The 21072-nt window shown below is 32.6% G+C and carries 16 protein-coding genes; 10 read left to right on the top strand and 6 right to left on the bottom strand.

What is annotated here, in order from left to right; genetic code table 11:
• The first annotated feature begins 69 nt into the window (after positions 1-69).
• From QGM60_RS04030 to ppk1, 4 genes are all read left to right on the top strand, one after another.
• Positions 70-1632, top strand: a complete 1563-nt coding sequence (locus QGM60_RS04030) for a protein adenylyltransferase SelO (protein ID WP_281138971.1) — start codon at positions 70-72, stop codon at positions 1630-1632.
• Between the two features lie 169 nt (positions 1633-1801).
• Complete coding sequence (locus tag QGM60_RS04025; protein ID WP_281138970.1) at positions 1802-5509, top strand: metallophosphoesterase; 3708 nt, start codon at positions 1802-1804, stop codon at positions 5507-5509.
• Between the two features lie 6 nt (positions 5510-5515).
• The gene (locus tag QGM60_RS04020) at positions 5516-6805 is read left to right on the top strand and encodes a DUF2254 domain-containing protein (protein ID WP_281138969.1); all 1290 of its coding nucleotides are present in this window, start codon (positions 5516-5518) and stop codon (positions 6803-6805) included.
• 58 nt (positions 6806-6863) lie between these two features.
• A complete protein-coding gene (gene ppk1 / locus QGM60_RS04015; protein WP_281138968.1) occupies positions 6864-8882 on the top strand; it encodes a polyphosphate kinase 1 in 2019 nt (672 codons plus the stop codon).
• Here ppk1 and QGM60_RS04010 read toward each other — a convergent pair.
• Positions 8879-9688 carry an SdiA-regulated domain-containing protein gene (locus QGM60_RS04010; RefSeq protein ID WP_281138967.1) on the bottom strand — a complete coding sequence of 270 codons (810 nt, stop codon included), beginning with the start codon at positions 9686-9688 and terminating at the stop codon, positions 8879-8881. The two genes, ppk1 and QGM60_RS04010, sit on opposite strands and share 4 nt — an antisense overlap.
• 86 nt (positions 9689-9774) lie before the next feature.
• Between QGM60_RS04010 and QGM60_RS04005 the strand changes: the two genes are divergently transcribed.
• Entirely contained in the window at positions 9775-10992 is a 1218-nt protein-coding gene (locus tag QGM60_RS04005) for an NAD(P)/FAD-dependent oxidoreductase (protein ID WP_281138966.1), read from the top strand.
• Here QGM60_RS04005 and QGM60_RS04000 read toward each other — a convergent pair.
• Positions 10959-13244 carry a response regulator gene (locus QGM60_RS04000; RefSeq protein ID WP_281138965.1) on the bottom strand — a complete coding sequence of 762 codons (2286 nt, stop codon included), beginning with the start codon at positions 13242-13244 and terminating at the stop codon, positions 10959-10961. The two genes, QGM60_RS04005 and QGM60_RS04000, sit on opposite strands and share 34 nt — an antisense overlap.
• A 99-nt stretch (positions 13245-13343) precedes the next feature.
• Between QGM60_RS04000 and QGM60_RS03995 the strand changes: the two genes are divergently transcribed.
• The 5 genes from QGM60_RS03995 to QGM60_RS03975 all read left to right on the top strand — a co-directional run bounded on the left by QGM60_RS03995 (position 13344) and on the right by QGM60_RS03975 (position 17830).
• Positions 13344-13892, top strand: a complete 549-nt coding sequence (locus QGM60_RS03995) for a DUF1697 domain-containing protein (RefSeq protein ID WP_281138964.1) — start codon at positions 13344-13346, stop codon at positions 13890-13892.
• 3 nt (positions 13893-13895) lie between these two features.
• Complete coding sequence (locus tag QGM60_RS03990; RefSeq protein ID WP_281138963.1) at positions 13896-14981, top strand: diphosphomevalonate decarboxylase; 1086 nt, start codon at positions 13896-13898, stop codon at positions 14979-14981.
• 34 nt (positions 14982-15015) lie between these two features.
• Positions 15016-15945: a mevalonate kinase gene (locus tag QGM60_RS03985; RefSeq protein ID WP_281138962.1), complete on the top strand. Its 930-nt coding sequence runs from the start codon at positions 15016-15018 to the stop codon at positions 15943-15945.
• 52 nt (positions 15946-15997) lie between these two features.
• Positions 15998-16900, top strand: a complete 903-nt coding sequence (locus QGM60_RS03980; protein WP_281138961.1) for a geranylgeranylglycerol-phosphate geranylgeranyltransferase — start codon at positions 15998-16000, stop codon at positions 16898-16900.
• Between the two features lie 87 nt (positions 16901-16987).
• Positions 16988-17830, top strand: coding sequence for a pseudouridine synthase (locus tag QGM60_RS03975; protein WP_281138960.1), 843 nt, complete (start codon positions 16988-16990; stop codon positions 17828-17830).
• A gap of 4 nt (positions 17831-17834) precedes the next feature.
• Here the strand turns inward: QGM60_RS03975 and QGM60_RS03970 are convergent, their stop codons facing one another.
• The 4 genes from QGM60_RS03970 to epsC form a co-directional block, all read right to left on the bottom strand.
• A complete protein-coding gene (locus QGM60_RS03970; RefSeq protein ID WP_281138959.1) occupies positions 17835-18851 on the bottom strand; it encodes a transglutaminase domain-containing protein in 1017 nt (338 codons plus the stop codon).
• Between the two features lie 11 nt (positions 18852-18862).
• Complete coding sequence (locus tag QGM60_RS03965) at positions 18863-19285, bottom strand: carboxypeptidase-like regulatory domain-containing protein (protein WP_281138958.1); 423 nt, start codon at positions 19283-19285, stop codon at positions 18863-18865.
• A 113-nt stretch (positions 19286-19398) separates the two neighbouring features.
• The gene (gene cysM / locus QGM60_RS03960; RefSeq protein WP_281138957.1) at positions 19399-20277 is read right to left on the bottom strand and encodes a cysteine synthase CysM; all 879 of its coding nucleotides are present in this window, start codon (positions 20275-20277) and stop codon (positions 19399-19401) included.
• Complete coding sequence (gene epsC, locus QGM60_RS03955; RefSeq protein ID WP_281138956.1) at positions 20255-21067, bottom strand: serine O-acetyltransferase EpsC; 813 nt, start codon at positions 21065-21067, stop codon at positions 20255-20257. Before epsC ends, cysM begins: the two co-directional genes overlap by 23 nt.
• Positions 21068-21072 lie beyond the last annotated feature (5 nt).

Below are 21072 nucleotides of genomic sequence, written 5' to 3'. Positions count from 1 at the left end.
AATTTAAGGGTATATGTCAAAAGTATAGTCTTGTTTTATTTCAAATGATTACAAAAGCGATTTTTATTGATGCAAATAAATATTGAGGATACATTTAATAAAGAACTGCCTGCTGATTCAGTTTTAGAGAATAAAAGGAGGCAAGTCTCTAATACTGCTTTTTCGTTTGTAGTACCAAAAGTTCCATCAAAACCTAAACTGATTCATGCTTCAGAAGCTATGGTTAAAGCTTTGGGTTTACAAAAAAAAGATATAAACACGCGTCAGTTTCTAGATGTTTTCTCAGGTTCTAAAGTTTACCCTAACACTAACCCTTATGCTATGGCTTATGCAGGTCATCAGTTTGGAAATTGGGCAGGACAACTTGGTGATGGCAGAGCCATAAATTTATTTGAAGTAGTGCATGACTCAAAGCGATGGGCTGTGCAACTCAAAGGGTCTGGTGAAACACCGTATTCTCGCCAAGGAGATGGCTTAGCAGTTTTAAGATCATCCATCCGAGAATATCTTTGTAGCGAAGCGATGCATCATTTAGGTGTGCCAACTACCAGAGCGCTGAGTCTTATGTTATCTGGTGATGAGGTTTTGAGAGACATGCTTTATAATGGAAATGCAGAGTATGAAAAAGGCGCAATAGTTTGTAGAGTGGCACCAAGCTTTATTCGTTTTGGAAATTTTGAACTTTTCACAGCCAGAAATGAGATTGAAAATCTTAAAAATCTTACAGATTATACCATAAAATATTTTTATCCAGAACTAGGAAAACCTTCTAAAGAAACCTATATCAAATTTTTTAAGGCTGTTACCGATAGAACATTAGAGATGATTATCCATTGGCAACGTGTAGGGTTTGTTCATGGAGTTATGAATACAGATAATATGTCTATTTTAGGGTTGACTATAGATTATGGTCCATATGGTTGGCTAGAGGATTTTGATTTTGGTTGGACACCAAATACTACCGATAGTCAAAATAAACGTTACTATTATGGAAATCAGCCAAATATTGCATTATGGAATTTGTTACAATTGGCCAATGCTCTCTATCCTTTAGTTGAAGAACCAAAACCTTTTGAAGATATTTTAAACACTTATCAAAAAGAATTTGAAGCACAATTTCTTGATATGATGCGAGCAAAATTAGGTTTGAAAAATAGCAATGATGAAGATGCTAAACTCATTCAAAATTTAGAAGAGTGTTTACTGCTGTCCGAAACGGATATGACTATATTTTACAGAGAATTGTCAAATTTCAAAAAAGATAAAGCCAATGAAGGTGTTGCTGTCGTTAAAAAAGCATTCTATTTCCCAGATGATATATCTAATGAAAAAAAGAGTCAGTGGAATGAATGGTTTCAAGACTATAACAATAGGTTGAAATCAGAGAACTTGTCGGACGAAGAAAGACAATCACACATGAATTCTGTTAACCCTAAGTATGTCTTAAGAAACTATATGGCGCAATTAGCAATAGATAAAGCTAACGAAGCAGATTACACTTTAGTAGATGAACTATTTGAAATGCTGAAAAAGCCTTATGACGAACAACCAAAGTATGAAAACTGGTATGCAAAGCGACCAGATTGGGCAAGACATAAAGTCGGTTGCTCTATGTTGTCCTGTAGTTCCTAATATACTTTTATCAAAAATAATGTACGAATTGCGTAAATTAGAGAGTTCGTATTTATTGCTTCAATACCATAAAGCAGCAAGAAACACTAATTATTAGCATTAAGATATTTATTAGTAGAGTTAAAGTTTAGTTTTCAATCTAAATATTTTTACAATCTTAAAATCACCTATGAAAAACTTATACAAATCAACCAGGTTAATAGTAATCATATTTTTATTTCAAGCTTGTGCTACTTACAATGCGCAGTACAAAAATGAAGAGGACAAAACTAATATTGTTCCAGATAAGGAAGTGGAAAGAACCTTCTATCTTATTGGAGACGCAGGCTTATCACCACAAGGCGGAATGTCTAATGCCTTAACGGCTTTTAAAGATTATACTTCGGATAAAGAGACAAAAGGTGACTATGCACTTTTTTTAGGAGACAATATTTATCCTGCAGGATTACCAGCAAAAGATGAAAAAGGAAGAAAAGATGCTGAGAATGGTTTGGATGGGCAAATACGAGCACTCAAGGATTTTGAAGGTGAGGTTCTGTTTATCCCTGGAAACCACGATTGGTATGCTGATGGTGTAAAAGGTTTAAAGCGAGAAGAAAAATATATTGAAGATGCTTTAGGTGATAATACTTTTCAGCCAGAAAATGGATGTCCCTTGGAAGATTTTGATGTTGGTGAGAACATTAAATTGATAATTATAGATACACAATGGTATCTTGAAAATTGGAATGATCATCCAAGTATAAATGATAAGTGTGAAATAAAAACAAGAGATAGATTCTTTTTGGAATTAGAGGGTGAGCTTAAGAAAGCACAAAATAAAACGGTAATCTTAGCTATGCATCATCCAATGTATACCAACGGAACTCACGGTGGTCAATATGCTTTAGAAAAACACTTGTTTCCAGGACAGAAAAAAATTCCAGTGCCAATTCTTGCGTCGTTAGCAACGCAGATTAGAACTCAAGGAGGTGTATCTATTCAAGATCGTTATAATGAGAGTTATAACAACTTAATGAATCGTATAGAAACCATGGCTTTAGACGAAGATAAACTGGTTTTTGTTTCAGGTCACGAACATACATTGCAGTACAATGTCAATGAAAAAATTAAACAAATTGTTTCGGGTTCTGGTGCTAAAGAATCTGCAGTAGAGCTGGGTGATCATGGTGTTTTTTCTTATGGAAAACAAGGTTTTGCAGAGCTTAAAATATTTAAAGATGGTAGTGCTTGGGTAACTTATTTTGGAGAGGAAAACGGTAAAGCAAAACAGTTATTTACCACAGAAGTTTTTAAACCTACAGAAGAGTATGATGTGTCTGATTTACCAGATACATTTCCTCAAGAAATAGAAGTCTCTGTTTACACAGCAGAACAAACTGATAAGTCAGATTTTTTCAAATCTATTTGGGGAAATCATTATCGCGATGTTTACAGTAAAAAAATTACAGCAAAGGTTGCTACTTTAGATACACTTTACGGAGGTCTTGAGGTCGTAAGAGCTGGTGGTGGACACCAAACACGCTCATTGCGTCTTAAGACCAAAGATGGTAGAGAGTTAAACATGAGAGCGCTCAAAAAGAGTGCGACACAATATTTACAAACGGTTTTATTTAAGGATACTTATATACAAGATGAATTTGAAAAAACTGCTGTTGAGGAATTAATTTTAGATTTTTACACAGCAGCTCATCCTTATGCATTTCTAACTGTTCCAGACTTATCAGATGCAGCGCAGGTTTATCATACAAATCCAAGATTGTTTTTTATTCCAAAGCATAAACATTTAGGGAAGTTCAACAAGGAATATGGAGGTGAGCTATATATGATAGAAGAGCGACCAGAAGAAAACTACAGTCACGAAAGAAACTTTGGTTATGCAGATGACATTGAAAGTACGCACGATATCATAGAAAAAGTAAGAGATGATGAAAAATATAAAATAGACCAAAATGCGTTTGTACGAGCTCGATTGTTTGATATGCTAATTGGTGATTGGGATCGCCACCAAGATCAATGGAGGTGGGCACAGTTCGATCAAGAAAATGGAGATAAGGTCTTCAAACCTATTCCAAGGGATAGAGATCAAGTGTTTTCAAATTTCGATGGTACTTTACTAGATGTTATGAGACTTATTTCTGGGGCATCAAATCAGCTTCAAGTTTATGATAGCGAGTTAAAAGATATTGAATGGATGAATGCAGCAGGAATTCGTTTAGATCGAGTACTTGTTCAGCAATCTACAAGAGAACAATGGATGGAACAAGCCAAGTTTTTACAAGAGAACGTTACAGATGATGTCATCGATAAAGCGTTTACTAAAGTTCCTGAAACAGTTCAAGATTCTACACTGAGAGTAATTAAGAAAAATTTAAAAGGTAGACGACAAAATCTTACAGACATTGCTGAGCGCTATTATAATCACCTTAATGAATTAGTTATTCTCACTGGTACGGATAAAGATGATTATATAGAAGTTAACCGAATTAGGGATAACGAAACAAGCGTAAAGATTTGGAGAATAAAAGGTGGTGAAAAAGCAGATGTACTTGTAGATAAAACGTTTAATAGAGACATTACTAAAGAAATATGGATCTACGGTCTAGATGACAAAGATATCTTCGAAGTTAAAGGCGAAGGAAAAAAACCTATTTTCACAAGACTTATTGGTGGTTTAGAAAATGACACTTATATCATTAAAAATGGTAGAAGGGTTAAGATTTATGATCATGAAAGCAAGAAAAATACCATTGAAGAAAATAATGGTGCAACTGTAAGATTTACGGATGTTTATAAGCTTAATTTATTCGACTTTAAAAAGAATATTAAGAAAGATTTTGTAACAACACCAGCTGTTGGTTTCAATCCAGATGACGGAGTGTCATTAGGTATATCTTATGTAAGAACAAAAAAAGGTTTTCAAAGAAATCCTTTCTCACAGCAACACAGATTTAAAGGAGGATACTTTTTTGCAACAAGTGGTTTTTCTTTAGAGTATGATGGGGAATTTGCTAATATCATGAACGATTGGAATCTGCATATTGGAGGTAGGTTTACATCAGAAAACTTTGTAAATAACTTCTTTGGGTTTGGTAACGAAACTGTTAATCTAGATGATGATTTAGATTTTGATTACAACCGTGTAAAAACAAGTATTTACATGGCAAAAGCAGGAATCCTCAAAAGAGGTAGTTTTGGTAGTGACTATGGTTTTAGAGCCATTTTTGAGGCGATTGAAGTAGATAATACCGCAGGTAGATTTATCACGGATTTTGTGCCAGCTACAGATGAAGAGTTTTATGAAAGAAGGGTTTTTGGTGCGCTTGAAGCAGAATATAATTACGAGAGTTATGATAAGAAGTTAAACCCTTCAAGAGGTATGAACTTTTTGCTTAATCTAGGTGCTAAAACAGAATTAAACGAAACAGATAATACTTATGGCTATCTAAATTCTAACTTAGGGTTCTATAATTCACTTTCAAGAAATAGAAAGCTAGTTCTAAAAACAGACTTAAGAACACAGTTAAGGTTTGGTAATGGTTTTCAATTTTATCAAGCGGCAAATATTGGTGGACTCAATAGTTTAAGAGGATTTAGAAGAGATCGTTTTACAGGTAGAAATTCATTAGTAGGAAGTACCGATTTACGTTATAGTTTTAACCAGTTTAAGACAGGAACGTTACCATTACAAATAGGTGTTTTTGGTGGATTTGATGTTGGTAGAGTTTGGCTTACAGGAGATTTTTCAGATAAATGGCACAACGATTATGGTGGTGGTTTTTGGGTTACAGCCGCAGAGAGTGTTTCAGGAACATTTAATTTATTTCATAGCGTTGAAGGACTTAGACTCACCTTTGGTTTTGGTTTAAACTTCTAAACAAAAATGACATCCTTTTTCAACAAGTATTTTAACTACATATACAAGTTAGAGAGTAGAATTGCTTTTTACCCAACATTAATTAGTTTGGTAGGTGTATTCTTTGCTTTCGCAATGTTTTATTTTGAAAATAAAGGAGTCTCTGAGTATTTGGTAGAGCATGCTCCTATTTTAGTAGTTAATGACACTGATACAGCCAGGAATTTACTCACCACTTTCATAGCAGGTCTCATCTCCATCATGGTGTTTAGTTTTTCTATGGTTATGGTTCTTCTAAATCAAGCCTCGAGTAACTTTTCACCCAGAGTTTTGCCAGGTTTAATATCCAACAGAAAGCATCAGGTAATATTAGGAATTTACAATGCATCTTTACTGTATTGTATTTTTACCCTTGTTGCCATAGAACCTAATGGTAATAAATATCAATTACCAGGCTTTTCGGTGCTTTTGGCTATTGTGATTATGACGCTATGTCTTGGTGCATTTATCTATTTTATACACTCTATTTCGCAAGAGATTCAGGTAAATAATATCATGGATAGAATCTACAGAAAAGCAAAATTAAGACTCAATAAAGAAATTGATACCGAAAAAGATTGTAATACAGATTTTCCTGATACTAGCGAATGGACCTCTGTTAAATCAACTGATTCTGGATATTTTCAAGATATAGGACTTGAAACTTTAGCTGAAATAGCAACAACCGAAAATATCAAATTCAAAGTCATTCCTGTTAAAGGCGATTATATTCTAAAGGATTTACCTCTAATTTCTTCGGATAAAGATTTGAGTGATGATCAGATAGAGAAAATTAGAGAAACGTTTCGTTACGACAAAAGTGAATTAGTAGAAGATAATTATGTTTTAGCATTTAAGCAGATTACTGAGATTGCTATTAAGGCTATGTCTCCAGGTATTAATGATCCTGGTACAGCAGTGAATGCTATAGATTATCTCACTGAATTGTTTTCAATCCGACTTAGAAAAAATGACAAGAGTTTCTATTTTGATGCTGATAATAAACCTTTGATTTATGTCAATACGGTTGATTTTAACGAGCTGCTGTACTATGTAATGTCTGCATTTAGAACCTATTGTAAACATGATGCAGTTATTGTTATAAAACTGTTTAAAATGTTGTCGTTCTTAGCTAAAACAGAAGATGTATTTTCTGAAGATTATATTGAAGCTATTAAAAATGAAGGTAAAAATCTTTACGAGGATGCCAAGGTAAATAACAACAATGAAGCCGATTTAAAAGTTATTGAATCCTATTACAAAACCATAAAGTCATAACACTACAAAATAATATTGGCTTAACTTTTTTCTGAATTCTTACTGCTAATTTTGTTCAATGTCTGAAAAGAAATATTACCATAGAGATTTAAGTTGGCTTTCGTTTAACGAAAGAGTATTGCAAGAAGCTGAAGATAAGACTAACAGTCTTAATGATCGCTTAAAGTTTTTAGCGATATTTTCCTCTAATCTTGATGAATTCTATCGTGTAAGAGTATCTAAACTTCGACAGTTTAGAAGACTTCAAAAAGACTCACCACTTCGTTTAAAGGAAAAGCCCAAAAAAATAATTAAGGCTATTCAGAAAAGGGTTGATAAGCTTCAGGAAAGATTCGGTTTTATCTATAAAGAAAAACTACTTAAAGAACTAAATATTGAAGGTGTTAATCTTATTGAGGCATCAGATTTTAATGATATTCAGCAAGAATTTTCATCAGAGTTTTTTGAAGCTTCAGTAAAAAAGCCGTTGAAGATTTATGAGCTAAATTCAGATTTAGATTTGTCCTTTATTAAAGATAAAGAATTATTCTTTTTTGCTAATGTCTCTCAACCTTTATTAATTTCTATTCCTACTAAAAAATGTGGTCGTTTTATAACATTTCCAGGAATAGGAGAGAAAAAGCATATTACTTTTTTAGATGAAATTATTAGAGATAATATTTCAAAAGTTCTACCAGAATTAAGTGGAGAAGACTTATTTAGTGTTAAGATTACTAGAGATGGTGAGTTGTACTATGAAGAGGAAGATGGGGAATTAATAGAACTGATAAAACAAAGTTTAAAACATAGGGATTATGGTATACCAACACGGGTTTTATACGATTCTAGTATTGGAAAGGAAGACGTTAAAATTCTTCGAAAATGCTTAAGCCTTAAGAAAACGGATTTAATGCCAGGTGGACGCTTTCATAATTTTAGTGACTTTTTTCATTTTCCTGAAATTGAAAGTAGAATTAGTGAATCTAACAATGGGCAATTGGATCATCACAGTTTAGAATTGGTTGATAGTATTATTGATCATATTAGTGAGAAAAATGAATTATTATCCTTCCCATATCAGAAATATGACTCAATTTTAAACTTGATTAATGAGGCTTCTGAGCGAAAGGATGTAAACCATATCTATATTACATTATACCGAATTTCCAAAGATTCTTCGGTTGCTATTGGTTTAATGAATTGCTTGGCGAAAGGAAAAAAAGTAACTGTTTTTGTTGAAGCCAAAGCACGATTTGATGAAGAAAATAATATAGAATGGGGAGAAAAATTAGATAAGGCAGGAGCTCGTGTACTTTATAGTATGCCAGATATTAAAGTGCATTCTAAAATTTTACTAATAGAAACCAAAACAAAAAATATTGGCTATATAGGGACAGGGAATTTTAATGAAAACAGTGCCAAAATGTATGCAGATTTTGGATTGTTAACTTCAGATAAAGCTATTGCTACAGACCTAAAAGAAGTCTTCAAATTTCTTTTAGATACCTCCTATAAACCATCTATTTCTAAAATTTGGATGTCACCATTCACAACACGTAAAGAACTTAATAATCGTATTGATAACGAAATAGACATTGCAAAAAATGGAGGTAATGGCTACTTGTTCTTCAAAATGAATAGTTTGGAAGATAAAGATATTATTGATCGTCTTTGTAAAGCATCTCAATTTGGTGTTAAAATAAAACTACTGGTTAGAGGTATTTGTTGTTTGGTTCCAGGATTAAAAGGTATTAGTGAAAATATTGAAGTTATCAGCATTGTAGGGAAGTATTTAGAACATGCCAGAGTTTATGTTTTTGAAAATAAAGGAAAAAATGAGATGTTCATTGGTTCTGCTGATTGTATGGAGCGTAATTTAGACCGAAGAGTAGAGGTTATTGTTCCAATTCAAGATGGTGATATTAAGAAAACCATTGAAACCTGTATAGATTTACAATGGCATGATAATACCAAAGGGCGAATCATTGATGCAAAGCAGAAGAACATTTACCAAACAACAGGTAAATCCAAGATAAATTCTCAGCTAGACTTTAAGGAATATCTACAATCTAAAAATTACCAAATAGAAAACGCTTAGTCAATTGAGAAGGTGTAAATGTTTCCACCTTCATCACCATTACGCTCATCAGTAATTATGACTTTATTATTAGAGTCAAAACAAATACCTTCTTTTTGAGAGTTGTGATCAAATTCTAATTCTTTAAGGTCTCCTTCAAAAAAGTCATCATCTTTAAAGTTGTCTATTTTCCAGAGTTTATCATGATTTAGTAAAACAATAATTTTTCCATCATCGCTTATGTCAGCTGAGGTTATTTTATTGTTTTTACCTTTTAAATCGTGTTTGGTATGAACTTTAGCTTCTTGTTTTCCAGCTTCATTTTTCACTTTTAAGACAACAAACTTATTTTTCTCTTTACTAATTATATAGAAATGATTATTCAACAGAAAAAAGGATTCAAAATCCTTAGAATCTTGTTTTTTAGGTAGAGTGAACTCAATAATTTCAGCATTAGCACTTTTTTTGTTTAAGTCCTCATACTTTACTTTGTAAATAGTGAATTTTTCACGTTTTTCACTATTGTTGCCAAAATCACCGATATAAATATTGCCTTCATCATCAGCAGTTAAATCTTCCCAATCTTCATTTTCAGCATTTTCAATTTTTATGGATCTGGCAATAGAACCATCCATTTCTAGAGCAATTAGGTCATTGTCATTTCCTCTGTCTTGAATCACCCAAAGTAAATTTTCTTTCAAGTCTTTTTCTGCTGCTGAGACTTCTTCTAAGCTATTGTTTATTGAGCCTTCTATTTTTAATTGCCCTAAAGATTTGCATGAAGTTGCTATAAGTAATACTAATATTAGTCTATTGAAGAATATCATTGTAATTTTATGTTTTTTATTTCAAGGTAATAGTGATAACGCTTAGCTCAAAGAAAATACTCACAAAATCTTCTTAAAAATTAAATTTGAATAATACATACAACATTATAGTTATTGGTGGAGGAGCAGCTGGTTTTTTTGCGGCAATAAATATTGCTGAACAAAATCCAGATTTATCTGTAGCCATTTTAGAAAAAGGCAAAACAGGACTTCAAAAAGTAAAGATCTCAGGTGGTGGGCGTTGCAATGTAACCCATGCCGAATTTATACCTTCAGAATTGGTTAAAAATTACCCAAGAGGAGAAAAAGAGTTGTTAGGACCCTTTCATACATTTATGACAGGTGACACTATTGCGTGGTTTGAAGAACGAGGTGTTGAACTTAAAATAGAAGATGACGGAAGGATGTTTCCGATATCAAATTCTTCTCAAACCATAATTGATTGTTTTTTGTACGAAGCAAAAAAGCACAATGTTGACATATTATATAACTACAATGTGAAGTCATTATCTAATAATGATGGTATTTTTATTATAGAAACTTCCGAAGGTAAATTAAAGAGTGACAAAGTTATTATTGCAACAGGAAGTAATCCTAAAATGTGGCAAGTTTTAAAAACTTTAGGGCATAAAATTATAGAACCAGTACCATCACTATTTACGTTTGATATTAAGGATAGTAGAATTAAAGATATACCAGGTGTTGTAGCTAAAGATGTTGAGGTTAAGGTTGTAAATACCAACTTGTACTCCGAAGGACCTTTGTTAATTACACATGTAGGAATGAGTGCACCAGCAATTTTGAAACTTTCCGCATTCGGTGCTGTTGAGTTAGCAGAATTGGATTATAATTTTAAAATTGAAGTAAACTTTATTCGGCTAGATTTTGAAAGCTGTCTAGAGCAGTTGAAAATCTTGAAGCAAGAATTGGCTAAGAAAACGGTTTTTAATTCAGCACAATTTGAATTGCCAAAACGACTTTGGAAACAGTTGGTTATTGCTTCTCATATAAATGATAACGAACGATGGTCAGATATCAATAAGGATCAATTAGAAGCGTTAGCTTCTCAACTTACCCAAGCTGTTTTTGAAGTTACAGGAAAAAGTACATTCAAAGAAGAGTTTGTAACTGCAGGTGGTGTAGATCTTAAAGACATAAATTTTAAAACCTACGAAAGCAAGTTGGTTCCTCATCTGTATTTTGCAGGCGAAGTCATCAATGTTGATGCTATAACAGGAGGTTTTAATTTTCAAAATGCATGGACAGGAGCTTACATTGTTTCAAAAGCTATACAATTAAAATAAAGATCGCTGGCATTGGAATGATTTAGTACAATTGCCTTAAAATCTTCAAAATTATAAGGTTTAGTAATGATTTGATTTATACCAGCTTCTTGTGCTTTCATCAATATTTCAGAAGAATTTAAAGCGGTAAGAGCCAGAATCGGTATTTTAGGATTAAACATTCTAATGTGTTTACTAGCTTCATAACCATCCATATCTGGCATATTAATATCCATTAGAATTAAATCGTAAGCCTTGTTTTTAATCATAGAAATAGCTTCTCTTCCGTTTGTAACTATTTCAGCATGATAACCTTCAATTTTTTCTAGGTTCTTTTTGGTGATAAGTAAGTTTACTTTATTGTCATCTACAACTAAAACATGCATTTCTTTTTTATATGCTGAAAGCGTTTTGATGTTGTCTTCTGCAGTGGGCGCAATATCAAAGTCTATTTCAAAAAAGAATGTTGTGCCAACATTAGGTTGGGATGTAAAATCAATATCAGAGTTATGACTTTTAAGTAGCGTTTTTACAATGTATAGCCCTAAACCAGAACCACTACTGTTTTTCTCTAAGAATGTTCTGTTTTCAAAAGCATTAAATACAACGGATCTGTGTTCTTCTTTAATGCCAATTCCGGTATCTTTAATTTCAAATCTTAATCTTAATGTATCAGAAGTACGCTTTTTCTCTTTTACATTGATGCAAACATGACCTTCTTTTGTATATCTAATAGCGTTGTAAGCCAAATTGATTAAGATTTGGCTAAAAGCCACCTTGTCTATTAGAAGTTGTTCGGAATCATCAAAAGTTTCAATATTGGTTTTTAGTTCAATGCCTTTGTCTTTTGCAGCGACCTTAACAGTGCCAATTACGTTTTGTACAATGTTATTGATGTTATTTGGCTTTTGCCTTAGTTCCTTCTTGTCAAACTTTAGTTTATTAGCTTGAAGAATATTGTCAATCAATACCGATAAATAACTACTTGATGAAATTAAAGAGTCGAGGTAAGATTGTCGTTTTTCTTCATCTTTTTCTTGATTAACAAGTGTCGCCAAACCAGTAATGCCATAGATTGGTGTGCGTAATTCATGACTAAGTATTGAGAAGAACTCTAAACGGTTCTTGTCAATATCAATGAGTTTTTTGTTACTTTCTTTAAGCTCTCGGTTGATTTTAGTAACATTCTTTCGGGCTTTAAAGTAGAAGAAAAACACAACTAAAGTTCCTAATAGGACTATACCTATTAATGTAGTAATCCATATTAGTATTTTAGAAGTCTTAGCGTCTTGTTTTTGAAGTTCATTTGCAAGATTTAGTTGCTGTTCGGTATTTATGATTTTGTAAATTAACTCACCATTTTTGGCATTTCTATTTTCAAAATCAATAAGTGCTCTGTATTTGTAAGTGTCAGATTTTAATAGGTATTTATTGGCAGAATCTAAATTCTTATTTATCTGGTTGTAGTATAGGTATTTATAATAGTTAAATGTACCTAATTTACGATAAGCATCATCATGATCTTCATTGTCAAAAGCCACTTTTAAGTCATTTTCGTCAATAGCAAAAAGTTCCTTGTAACCATACGTTTTGTTGTTTGGAAGTTTAATCTTTGCTATGGCATTATGGTAGGTATAGGATAACCTGAATCGGTTTTTTAAACTACTTATATCTTCATAAGTACCTGAAATTGTAATCTTGCTAAAATCGGTTGAATCTAGTTGTTCTAAAGCAAACTTCGAAGTTTCATAAAGCTTTTGGTTTTCATAAGCATAGTAATACCGTTTAACTTCACTATCTAAATTTTTAAAATAGAGTTCACTATTAATAGATTTAGATTGTCTTTGTGCTATTGGATATATACTATCAAACCGCGTATAGTTTTTATCTAATAGATAAGTGCTTACCAATCCGGAAAACGCAATGTCTTTACCTTTGTTGCTTCCTAAAGAATCATAAATGTGCAACGCCTTTAGGTAATAGGTCTCAGCATTTTTATAGTTAGACATTTTGGTTAAAATCTTGCCTAAGGCAAAATAAGAATCGGCAAGTTGAGCATTTAAATTATTCTTCTTAGAATAAGTAATGGTCTCATTTAATAAGGTCGTAGCTTCATAAAGGCTGTCGTTTCTTACCAAAGATTCTACCTTTGGCTGATTTAAGAAATAAACAGAATCAACTTCTTTGTTTGTAGAATAGCTTTGTGCAACTACAGATTTAAGGGCAAAGAAGGATATTATTACAAGAGCTATGTTAGTTTTGGGGCAACGCATAACAATATTGTATATGTGGGCAAATCTAAACTTTTTTATGATATCAAAATCAAATACTTATATATTTAACTATATTAATTATTCTCAGTCTTATAACTCATGGAAGAAAATACTTATCACTATGTCGCTCTAATTAGAGGGATTAATGTAGGTGGTCATAAGAAAGTTCCGATGGCGGAACTCAGAGAGCTACTCACAAAATCAGGTTTGGAAAATGTAAAAACGTATATACAGAGTGGGAACGTTATATTTCAATCCAAAATACAGAGTAAAGCTGAACTCGAATGTTTAATAAAGGATAATATTCTGAATCATTTTGGGTTTGATGTTTCGGTTTTGGTTAAAACAAGAGAAGAATTAAAAACGATTTTTAATGATTGCCCTTTTTCTAAAGAGAAGAAAATCAATAGCTATTTTGCGATGCTAAGCGAAATACCAGAGAAAAGTTTAGTTGAAGAAGCGTCACAAAAAGTTTATGAAAATGAAGAATATAGTATTCTGAAAAATTGCATTTACTTCTATTCAGAAAAAGGTTATGGCAATGCAAAATTCAGTCTCAATTTTTTTGAACGAAAACTAAAAATAAATGCAACTGCCAGAAACTATAAAACCATGGTAAAGTTGCTATCTTTGTCGACAGAACCTTAGACAATGAGAGTGGAAGATTTTATTCTAAAGAACTATAATTCAGGTATAGAAAGTGGCTTAGTAAAATGGGAGTCTCCTAGCAACATAGCCTTAGTAAAATACTGGGGAAAAAAGGAAAATCAAATTCCAGAAAATCCTTCTATAAGTTTTACATTATCTAACTGTAAGACTATCACGGAACTTACCTTTACTAAAAAACAGAATAAGGAATTTAGCTTTGATGTTTATTTTGAAGGTGATAAAAACGAAGCTTTTAAGCCAAAAATTCAAACGTTTTTTGACCGTATTGAAGCATATATGCCCTTTTTAAGAGATTATCATTTTAAGATAGAGACCTCTAACACCTTTCCGCATAGTTCAGGTATTGCTTCTTCTGCTTCCGGTATGAGTGCTTTGTCTCTATGCTTAATGAGTATAGAGCGTTTACTTAGCGAAGAAAAAGTTTCAGATGAAGTGTTCAATCAAAAAGCCTCTTTTTTAGCACGTCTAGGATCGGGTTCTGCTTGTCGTAGTATTGAAGGAGAACTAGTGATTTGGGGAGAAAATGAAAGCTTTCCTGACGGTTCAGATTTGTATGGTGTAAAATATACCGATGACATTCATCCAAATTTCAAAAATTATCAAGACACTATCTTGTTAGTAGATAAAGGTGAAAAGCAGGTGAGTAGCACTGTTGGTCATAAGCTCATGTATGGTCATCCGTTTGCAAAACAACGTTTTACTCAAGCTCATGATAACTTAGGGAAACTGAAAACTATATTAGCTTCTGGTAATTTAGATGAGTTTATCAAGATTGTAGAAAGTGAAGCATTAACGCTGCATGCTATGATGATGACCAGTATGCCGTATTTCATTTTAATGAAGCCAAACACACTTCAGATTATAAATAAAATTTGGGCTTACAGAGAAAAAACAAATTCAAAAATTTGCTTCACACTAGATGCGGGAGCAAATGTTCATGTGTTGTATCCTGAGGTCGAAAAAGAAAATATATTAGAGTTTATTAATAATGAATTGGTTAGCTATTGTGAAAATGGCCATTATATTTGTGATCAAATAGGTTTCGGGGCGAACCAAATAGAAATTTAATACGTATATTTGTTAAAGAAATTGCTTTAAATACATGAAAGGACCACTATTTTATTCTAAAATTCTTCTTTTTGGAGAATACGGAATCATTAAAGATTCTAAAGGTTTATCTATTCCTTACAATTTTTATAACGGTGCTTTAAAGGTTGATGAAAATCCATCAACTGAAGCTATAAAATCTAATGATAGCTTAAAGCGATTTGTAACTTACCTTAAAGATTTAGACAAGGATTTAGTAACGTTTAACTTCTCTGAATTAGAGAAAGATGTGGAGTCTGGTATGTACTTCGATTCTTCTATACCACAAGGTTATGGTGTTGGTAGTAGTGGAGCTTTGGTTGCAGCGATTTACGATAAATACGCAACGGATAAAATTACAGTTTTAGAGAATTTAACACGCGAAAAACTACTAAGACTTAAAGAGATTTTTTCGGCTATGGAATCTTTTTTTCATGGAAAATCTTCTGGTTTAGACCCATTAAATAGTTATCTAAGCCTTCCTATCTTAATAAATTCAAAAGATAATATTGAAGCTACAGGAATTCCTTCCCAAAAAACGGATGGAAAAGGAGCTGTATTTTTACTAGATAGTGGTAGCGTCGGAGAAACAGCACCTATGGTGAGCATTTTCATGGAAAATATGAAGAATGAAGGTTTCCGAAGCATGTTAAAAGACCAATTTATAAAACATACGGATGCTTGTGTAGATGATTTCCTAAAAGGTGATATAAAATCACTTTTCAAAAACACAAAGCAATTGTCTAAGATTGTTTTGAATAATTTTAAACCTATGATTCCTGCACAATTTCACGAATTGTGGAAGAATGGGCTTGAAACTAATGATTACTACTTAAAACTTTGTGGCTCTGGTGGAGGAGGTTATATTTTAGGTTTCACAGAAAACTTTGATAAAGCTAAAGAAGCTCTCAAAGCTCACAAATTGGAAGTAGTTTACAACTTCTAGATTCTTAATTTTTACACTGAGCTTGTCGAAGTGTCCCTAAAAACTAAAAGGCATGCTATCTAGACGGCAGAAACATATTCTTATCAAATTTTTCAGCCTTTTTTCTGTTGTTAGAGGATATAATATATTGGTTGTTGTTATAGCGCAATATTTAGCATCTGTTTACATTTTTGCTCATGATAAACCTCTAAAATCTGTATTGTTAGATGTTAATCTTTTAATGTTGGTTCTGGCATCATCAGCTACAATTGCAGCAGGTTATATCATCAATAACTTTTACGATTCAGAAAAAGATTTAATCAATAGACCAAGAAAAACGATGCTAGATAGGTTGGTGAGTCAAAACACCAAGTTATCCTTCTATTTTGTGCTCAACTTTTTAGCAGTGGTTTTTGCAAGTTATGTCTCTTTTAAAGCTGTTGTCTTCTTTTCGTGTTATATTTTCGGAATTTGGTTTTATTCGCATCGCTTAAAAAAGCAACCCATAATAGGTAATATTGTTTCAGCAATACTGGCTGTAACACCATTTTTTGCTATTTTTATTTACTACCAAAATTTCGAACTTGTTGTTTTTGCGCACGCTATATTTTTATTTCTATTGGTGTCTATGCGCGAATTAATAAAGGATTTAGAGAATATTAAAGGCGATTTAGCATTAAATTATAGAACGGTACCTGTGGTTTTAGGAGAAAAAACTTCGAAGGTTATGTTGTCTATTATTGCAAGCTTAACTATTATCGCAGCTATAGTGTTAATCCTTTTTTTTAAGGTAGGTTACATGGTCTATTTTTTCTATTTGTCAATCGGTTTTCTAATTGTATTCTTAATGTTGCTATGGAGAGCCAACAGTAAAACCTATTATTTGTTACTTCATAATTTGCTTAAGTTTATAATTGTTTTAGGGGTATTTTCTATCATTTTAATTGATGTTTCCGTAGTTTTAAATAGAATTTAAACGCTAAAAAATTAGGTGTAAAATAGGATCATTAAGATTTAAGTAGAAGATGTTAACTAATGTTATACCTTTGCAAAAAAAATAATTATGAGCAGACATCAAGGTAGCAAGGGAAAAGGGAAATTTTCAGGAAGAGGAAATGCTAACAGCAAAACAAAAAGTTACGCTAGAGGTAATGCTCCATTCAAGAAAAAGGGAAATCCTAAAAAAGCATCTACAACTTCCGATGAAATCCGTTTGAACAAATATATTGCCAATTCAGGTATTTGTTCGCGAAGAGAAGCTGATGAGAATATAGCTATTGGTTTAGTTACGGTTAACGGCAAGGTGGTTACTGAAATGGGTTATAAAGTAAAGTTAAATGATGAGGTGAAGTTTGATGGCAGACGTATAAACCCTGAGCCGAAAGTTTATGTGCTATTGAATAAACCTAAAGGTTTTGCCACTACTACGGCAGAAGGAAAAGGAAGAACAGTGATGGATTTGATAGCTAATGCAACAAATGCCAATGTAAAACCGATAGGACGTTTAGGTAGAAATTCTCTTGGTTTATTATTGTTTACCAATGATGATAAAATAGTTCAGAAGTTCACCAATTCTAAGACAGGTGTAGCACGTTTGTTTCATGTTGAATTAGATAAAAACTTGAAGTTTGAAGACCTTAAGAAAATTCAAGAGGGATTTAAAGTTGGGGAAGATTTAATTACAGTTGAAGAAATCAGTTACATAGAAGGTGAATCTAAAAACCAAGTTGGTATTAAGATTAAAAATACAGGAAATACAATTTTAAGAACAATCTTCGATACATTTAAATACGATATTGTAAAAATAGATTGTGTGGCTATAGGTCACCTAACTAAAAAAGACATTCCTAGAGGTCACTGGAAACATCTTACAGAGCAAGAGCTAAACACTCTGAAAATGCTATAAATTTTTAACCTTTAACATCAAAGGTGTAGGTAGAAATTAGTTCATCAGCGATGTAAAGATGAACATCATAAAATCCAGAATATTTAAATTGAAACTCTATTTTAAGTAGTTTGTCTTTAATAGAGATGGAGTTCGGTTTTACTTTTAATTGACTTGAACCGTTGTCTATTAAAAAACGAACATTCTCAGTTTTAATGTTGTCTTTCAGTTTGTATTCAAAAGTTATATTTTCAAACTTTCTTATATCCTGATGCATTTGCTTCGGTAATATATGAAGCTCCAAGTTTTTGTAAGCATTTCCATAAATTATTGGAGCAGCTTTAAAGTTTTCAAAAGTTGGAATTTTACTTTCATCTATCAACCAGTATTTGTTTTCAAGAGGGAAATGATTAACAGCAAATAGTTCAGGGTTGGCTAGAAAAAAACCATCATTATAATAAAATGTAAAACGATTAGTTTCAGGATCTGGAATACCACTAGCCCAAGTTGGATCGCACAAATACCATTTGTTATTTAGCCATACAGCATTCCAAGAATGGTTTGGTAAGGTTAACTTCTCAATGTCTGTTGTGCTCACTCTGCCATAACCTTGTACAATGTTACATTTTATGTCGGCTAATCGTGAAAGTTCAGAAACTAAATAGGCATAACCTGTACAAATGGTTTTCTGCTGTTTTAGTAATTTTTTGAAGAGCTTTTTTCTAAACTCATCGTTCCAATTTTTTAATTTGAGGCTGTCATCTTTAAAGCGTTCACGTTTATGCTTATTTCTAAGGTAAAGATTGTAATCATTGGAAATGTTATTACAAACCCACTTATAAATAGCTCTAAAACGTTCTACATCTGTATCAAGGTTTGAAGTTAATTTACGTGAAAGTTCGGTTAGATTTTGTAGTCCTTCATCTTTATATGCTTGAGCTATACTATCAGCCTTTTTAAAATCTATATGCGCAAAATCTGATATCTGCGCATAAGATTGATAGGTGAAACATAGAAGTAAAAGGTAAAGTAAGCGTTTCAACAAGAATAAAATTAATTTTTACGCTTCGATTTATATGGCTTTCCAGTATCTAAAGCTCCAATCATTTCTATTAAATCTTCAGATAATTCAAGCGTAATAAATGTAGTATCTTCCTTTATTTCTACTTCTTGATCTACATAGCCCAAGTAACTAAAGATTAAAACATCTCCTGTTTTTAATTTCTTTGGAAACGTAAATTCACCAGCTTTATTAGTAACCGTACCATTTCTAGTACCTTTCTGAATTACATTGACACTTTCAAGGGGTGTTTTGCTATCAGTTACAACGCCTTTTATAGTGCGTTCACTAGAGGCAACTTCGTTAGTGGTTTGTCCGTACACTGAGCTAAAAGTCAATGAGGTTAGCATCATAAATAACACAAAACTTAGTGCTTTAAAGCTTTGTCTTTGAGTTAATGTTAGTTGTGTTTTCATAATAAATCTATTTTTATTTACATCGAAATTAGATGCTATGTCTACAATTTAAAAATAGTTTTGAGTAATAACAACTGTTAAGTCAGTAAAATAGCGTTTTGGGTTAGTAAACGTTATTCAAATAAATCAGAAGAAAGGTAGCGATCACCACGATCACATATTATACTTACTATTACACCACTATCTAATTCGCTTGCAAGTTTTAAGGCTGCTGCTGTTGCGCCTCCGCTACTCATACCTGCTAAAATACCTTCTTCCTTAGCTAGTCTTTTTGTCATAGCAATAGCTTCATCTGTGCTTACTTCTATAGTTTTATCAACTTTTTTAGCATCAAATATTTCAGGTAAATAGGCTTTTGGCCACTTTCTAATTCCTGGAATTTTAGAATCATCAGTAGGTTGTACACCTACAATTTTGATAGCTTTATTTTGCTCTTTTAAAAAGGTTGAAGTTCCCATAATGGTTCCTGTGGTTCCCATAGCAGAGACAAAGTGAGTAATTTGTCCTTCGGTATCACGCCAAATTTCTGGTCCAGTAGTTTTGTAATGAGCTTTCCAGTTATCGTTATTTGAAAATTGATTAAATGAAAAATAACCTTCATTTTCAACTTTATCAATAGCATAATCGCGAGCTCCTTCAATACCATCAGGATGTAAAGTTACTTTAGCACCATAAGCTCGCATAGTTTGAACCCGCTCTTTGGTTGCTGTTTCAGGCATTACAAGTTCAATATCCAAGCCGTAAATAGCTGCTATCATGGCTAGAGCTATACCAGTATTTCCACTTGTTGCTTCAATTAATTTTGAAGATTTATCTATCTTTTTAGAATCCAGAGCGCTTTTTATCATGTTATGAGCAGCTCTATCTTTTACACTTCCGCCTGGATTGTTACCTTCAAGTTTAAAATAAAGGCTGACGTTTGGGTTAGTATTCAGAGCTATAGATTTTACCAAAGGTGTATTGCCTATTCTATCTATTAAGGTTTTGTTCATGGGATTTACTTCTTTTAGTGTATACTTCTACCTTATGATTGTGTGTTACAATTGAGTTTTTTGGAACTGAAGCCGTAAGCCAAGTGTTGCCTCCTATAATGCTGTTTTCTCCAACAACAGTTTCTCCGCCTAGAATGGTTGCGTTAGCATAGATAGTAACATTATTTTCTATGGTAGGATGGCGTTTTATATTTTGGTCTTGCTTTTTTACAGTTAAAGCGCCTAAGGTAACACCTTGATAGACCTTTACATTATTATGAATTTCGGTAGTTTCACCAATGACGACTCCTGTGCCGTGATCTATGAAAAAGGACTCGCCGATTGTAGCTCCAGGATGAATATCTATTCCTGTAACATGATGTGCATATTCGGTCATTAACCTTGGGATTAATGGTAATCCAAGTTTATGAAATACTCTAGCCATTCGGTAAGTTGCAATAGCAAAAAAACCAGGATAAGCTAAATATATTTCTTCAACAGAACGAGACGCAGGATCGTTATTAAAAATAGCTTCAGCATCTTTCTTTAAGCTACAATACAAATCAGGAATACTTTCCATAAAATCATCCCAACGTTTACATGGTTTGCCTTTTATTTCTGGACAAGCAATGTCTCTGATAGATAAAAAAACAGTTTCTAAATTTTGAAAGGCTTCTTCAGTATTGGTTTCACTGTCAAAGAAGGCTTTAAAAAGTAATTTGGTAAAACGTTGCGACTCTTCCTTTAGAGTCATAGAAACCTTAATAGCTTCCTTTTGTTCTTTAATGATGTTTAGTAAGTGTGCGTTCATTTAGC

Origin of the sequence: Winogradskyella sp. SYSU M77433 (genome assembly GCF_029911945.1) — a bacterium.
Classification (GTDB): Bacteria; Bacteroidota; Bacteroidia; order Flavobacteriales; family Flavobacteriaceae; genus Winogradskyella.
Note: the sequence above shows the minus strand (reverse complement) of the source record. Positions and strands in the feature narration are given on the sequence as shown.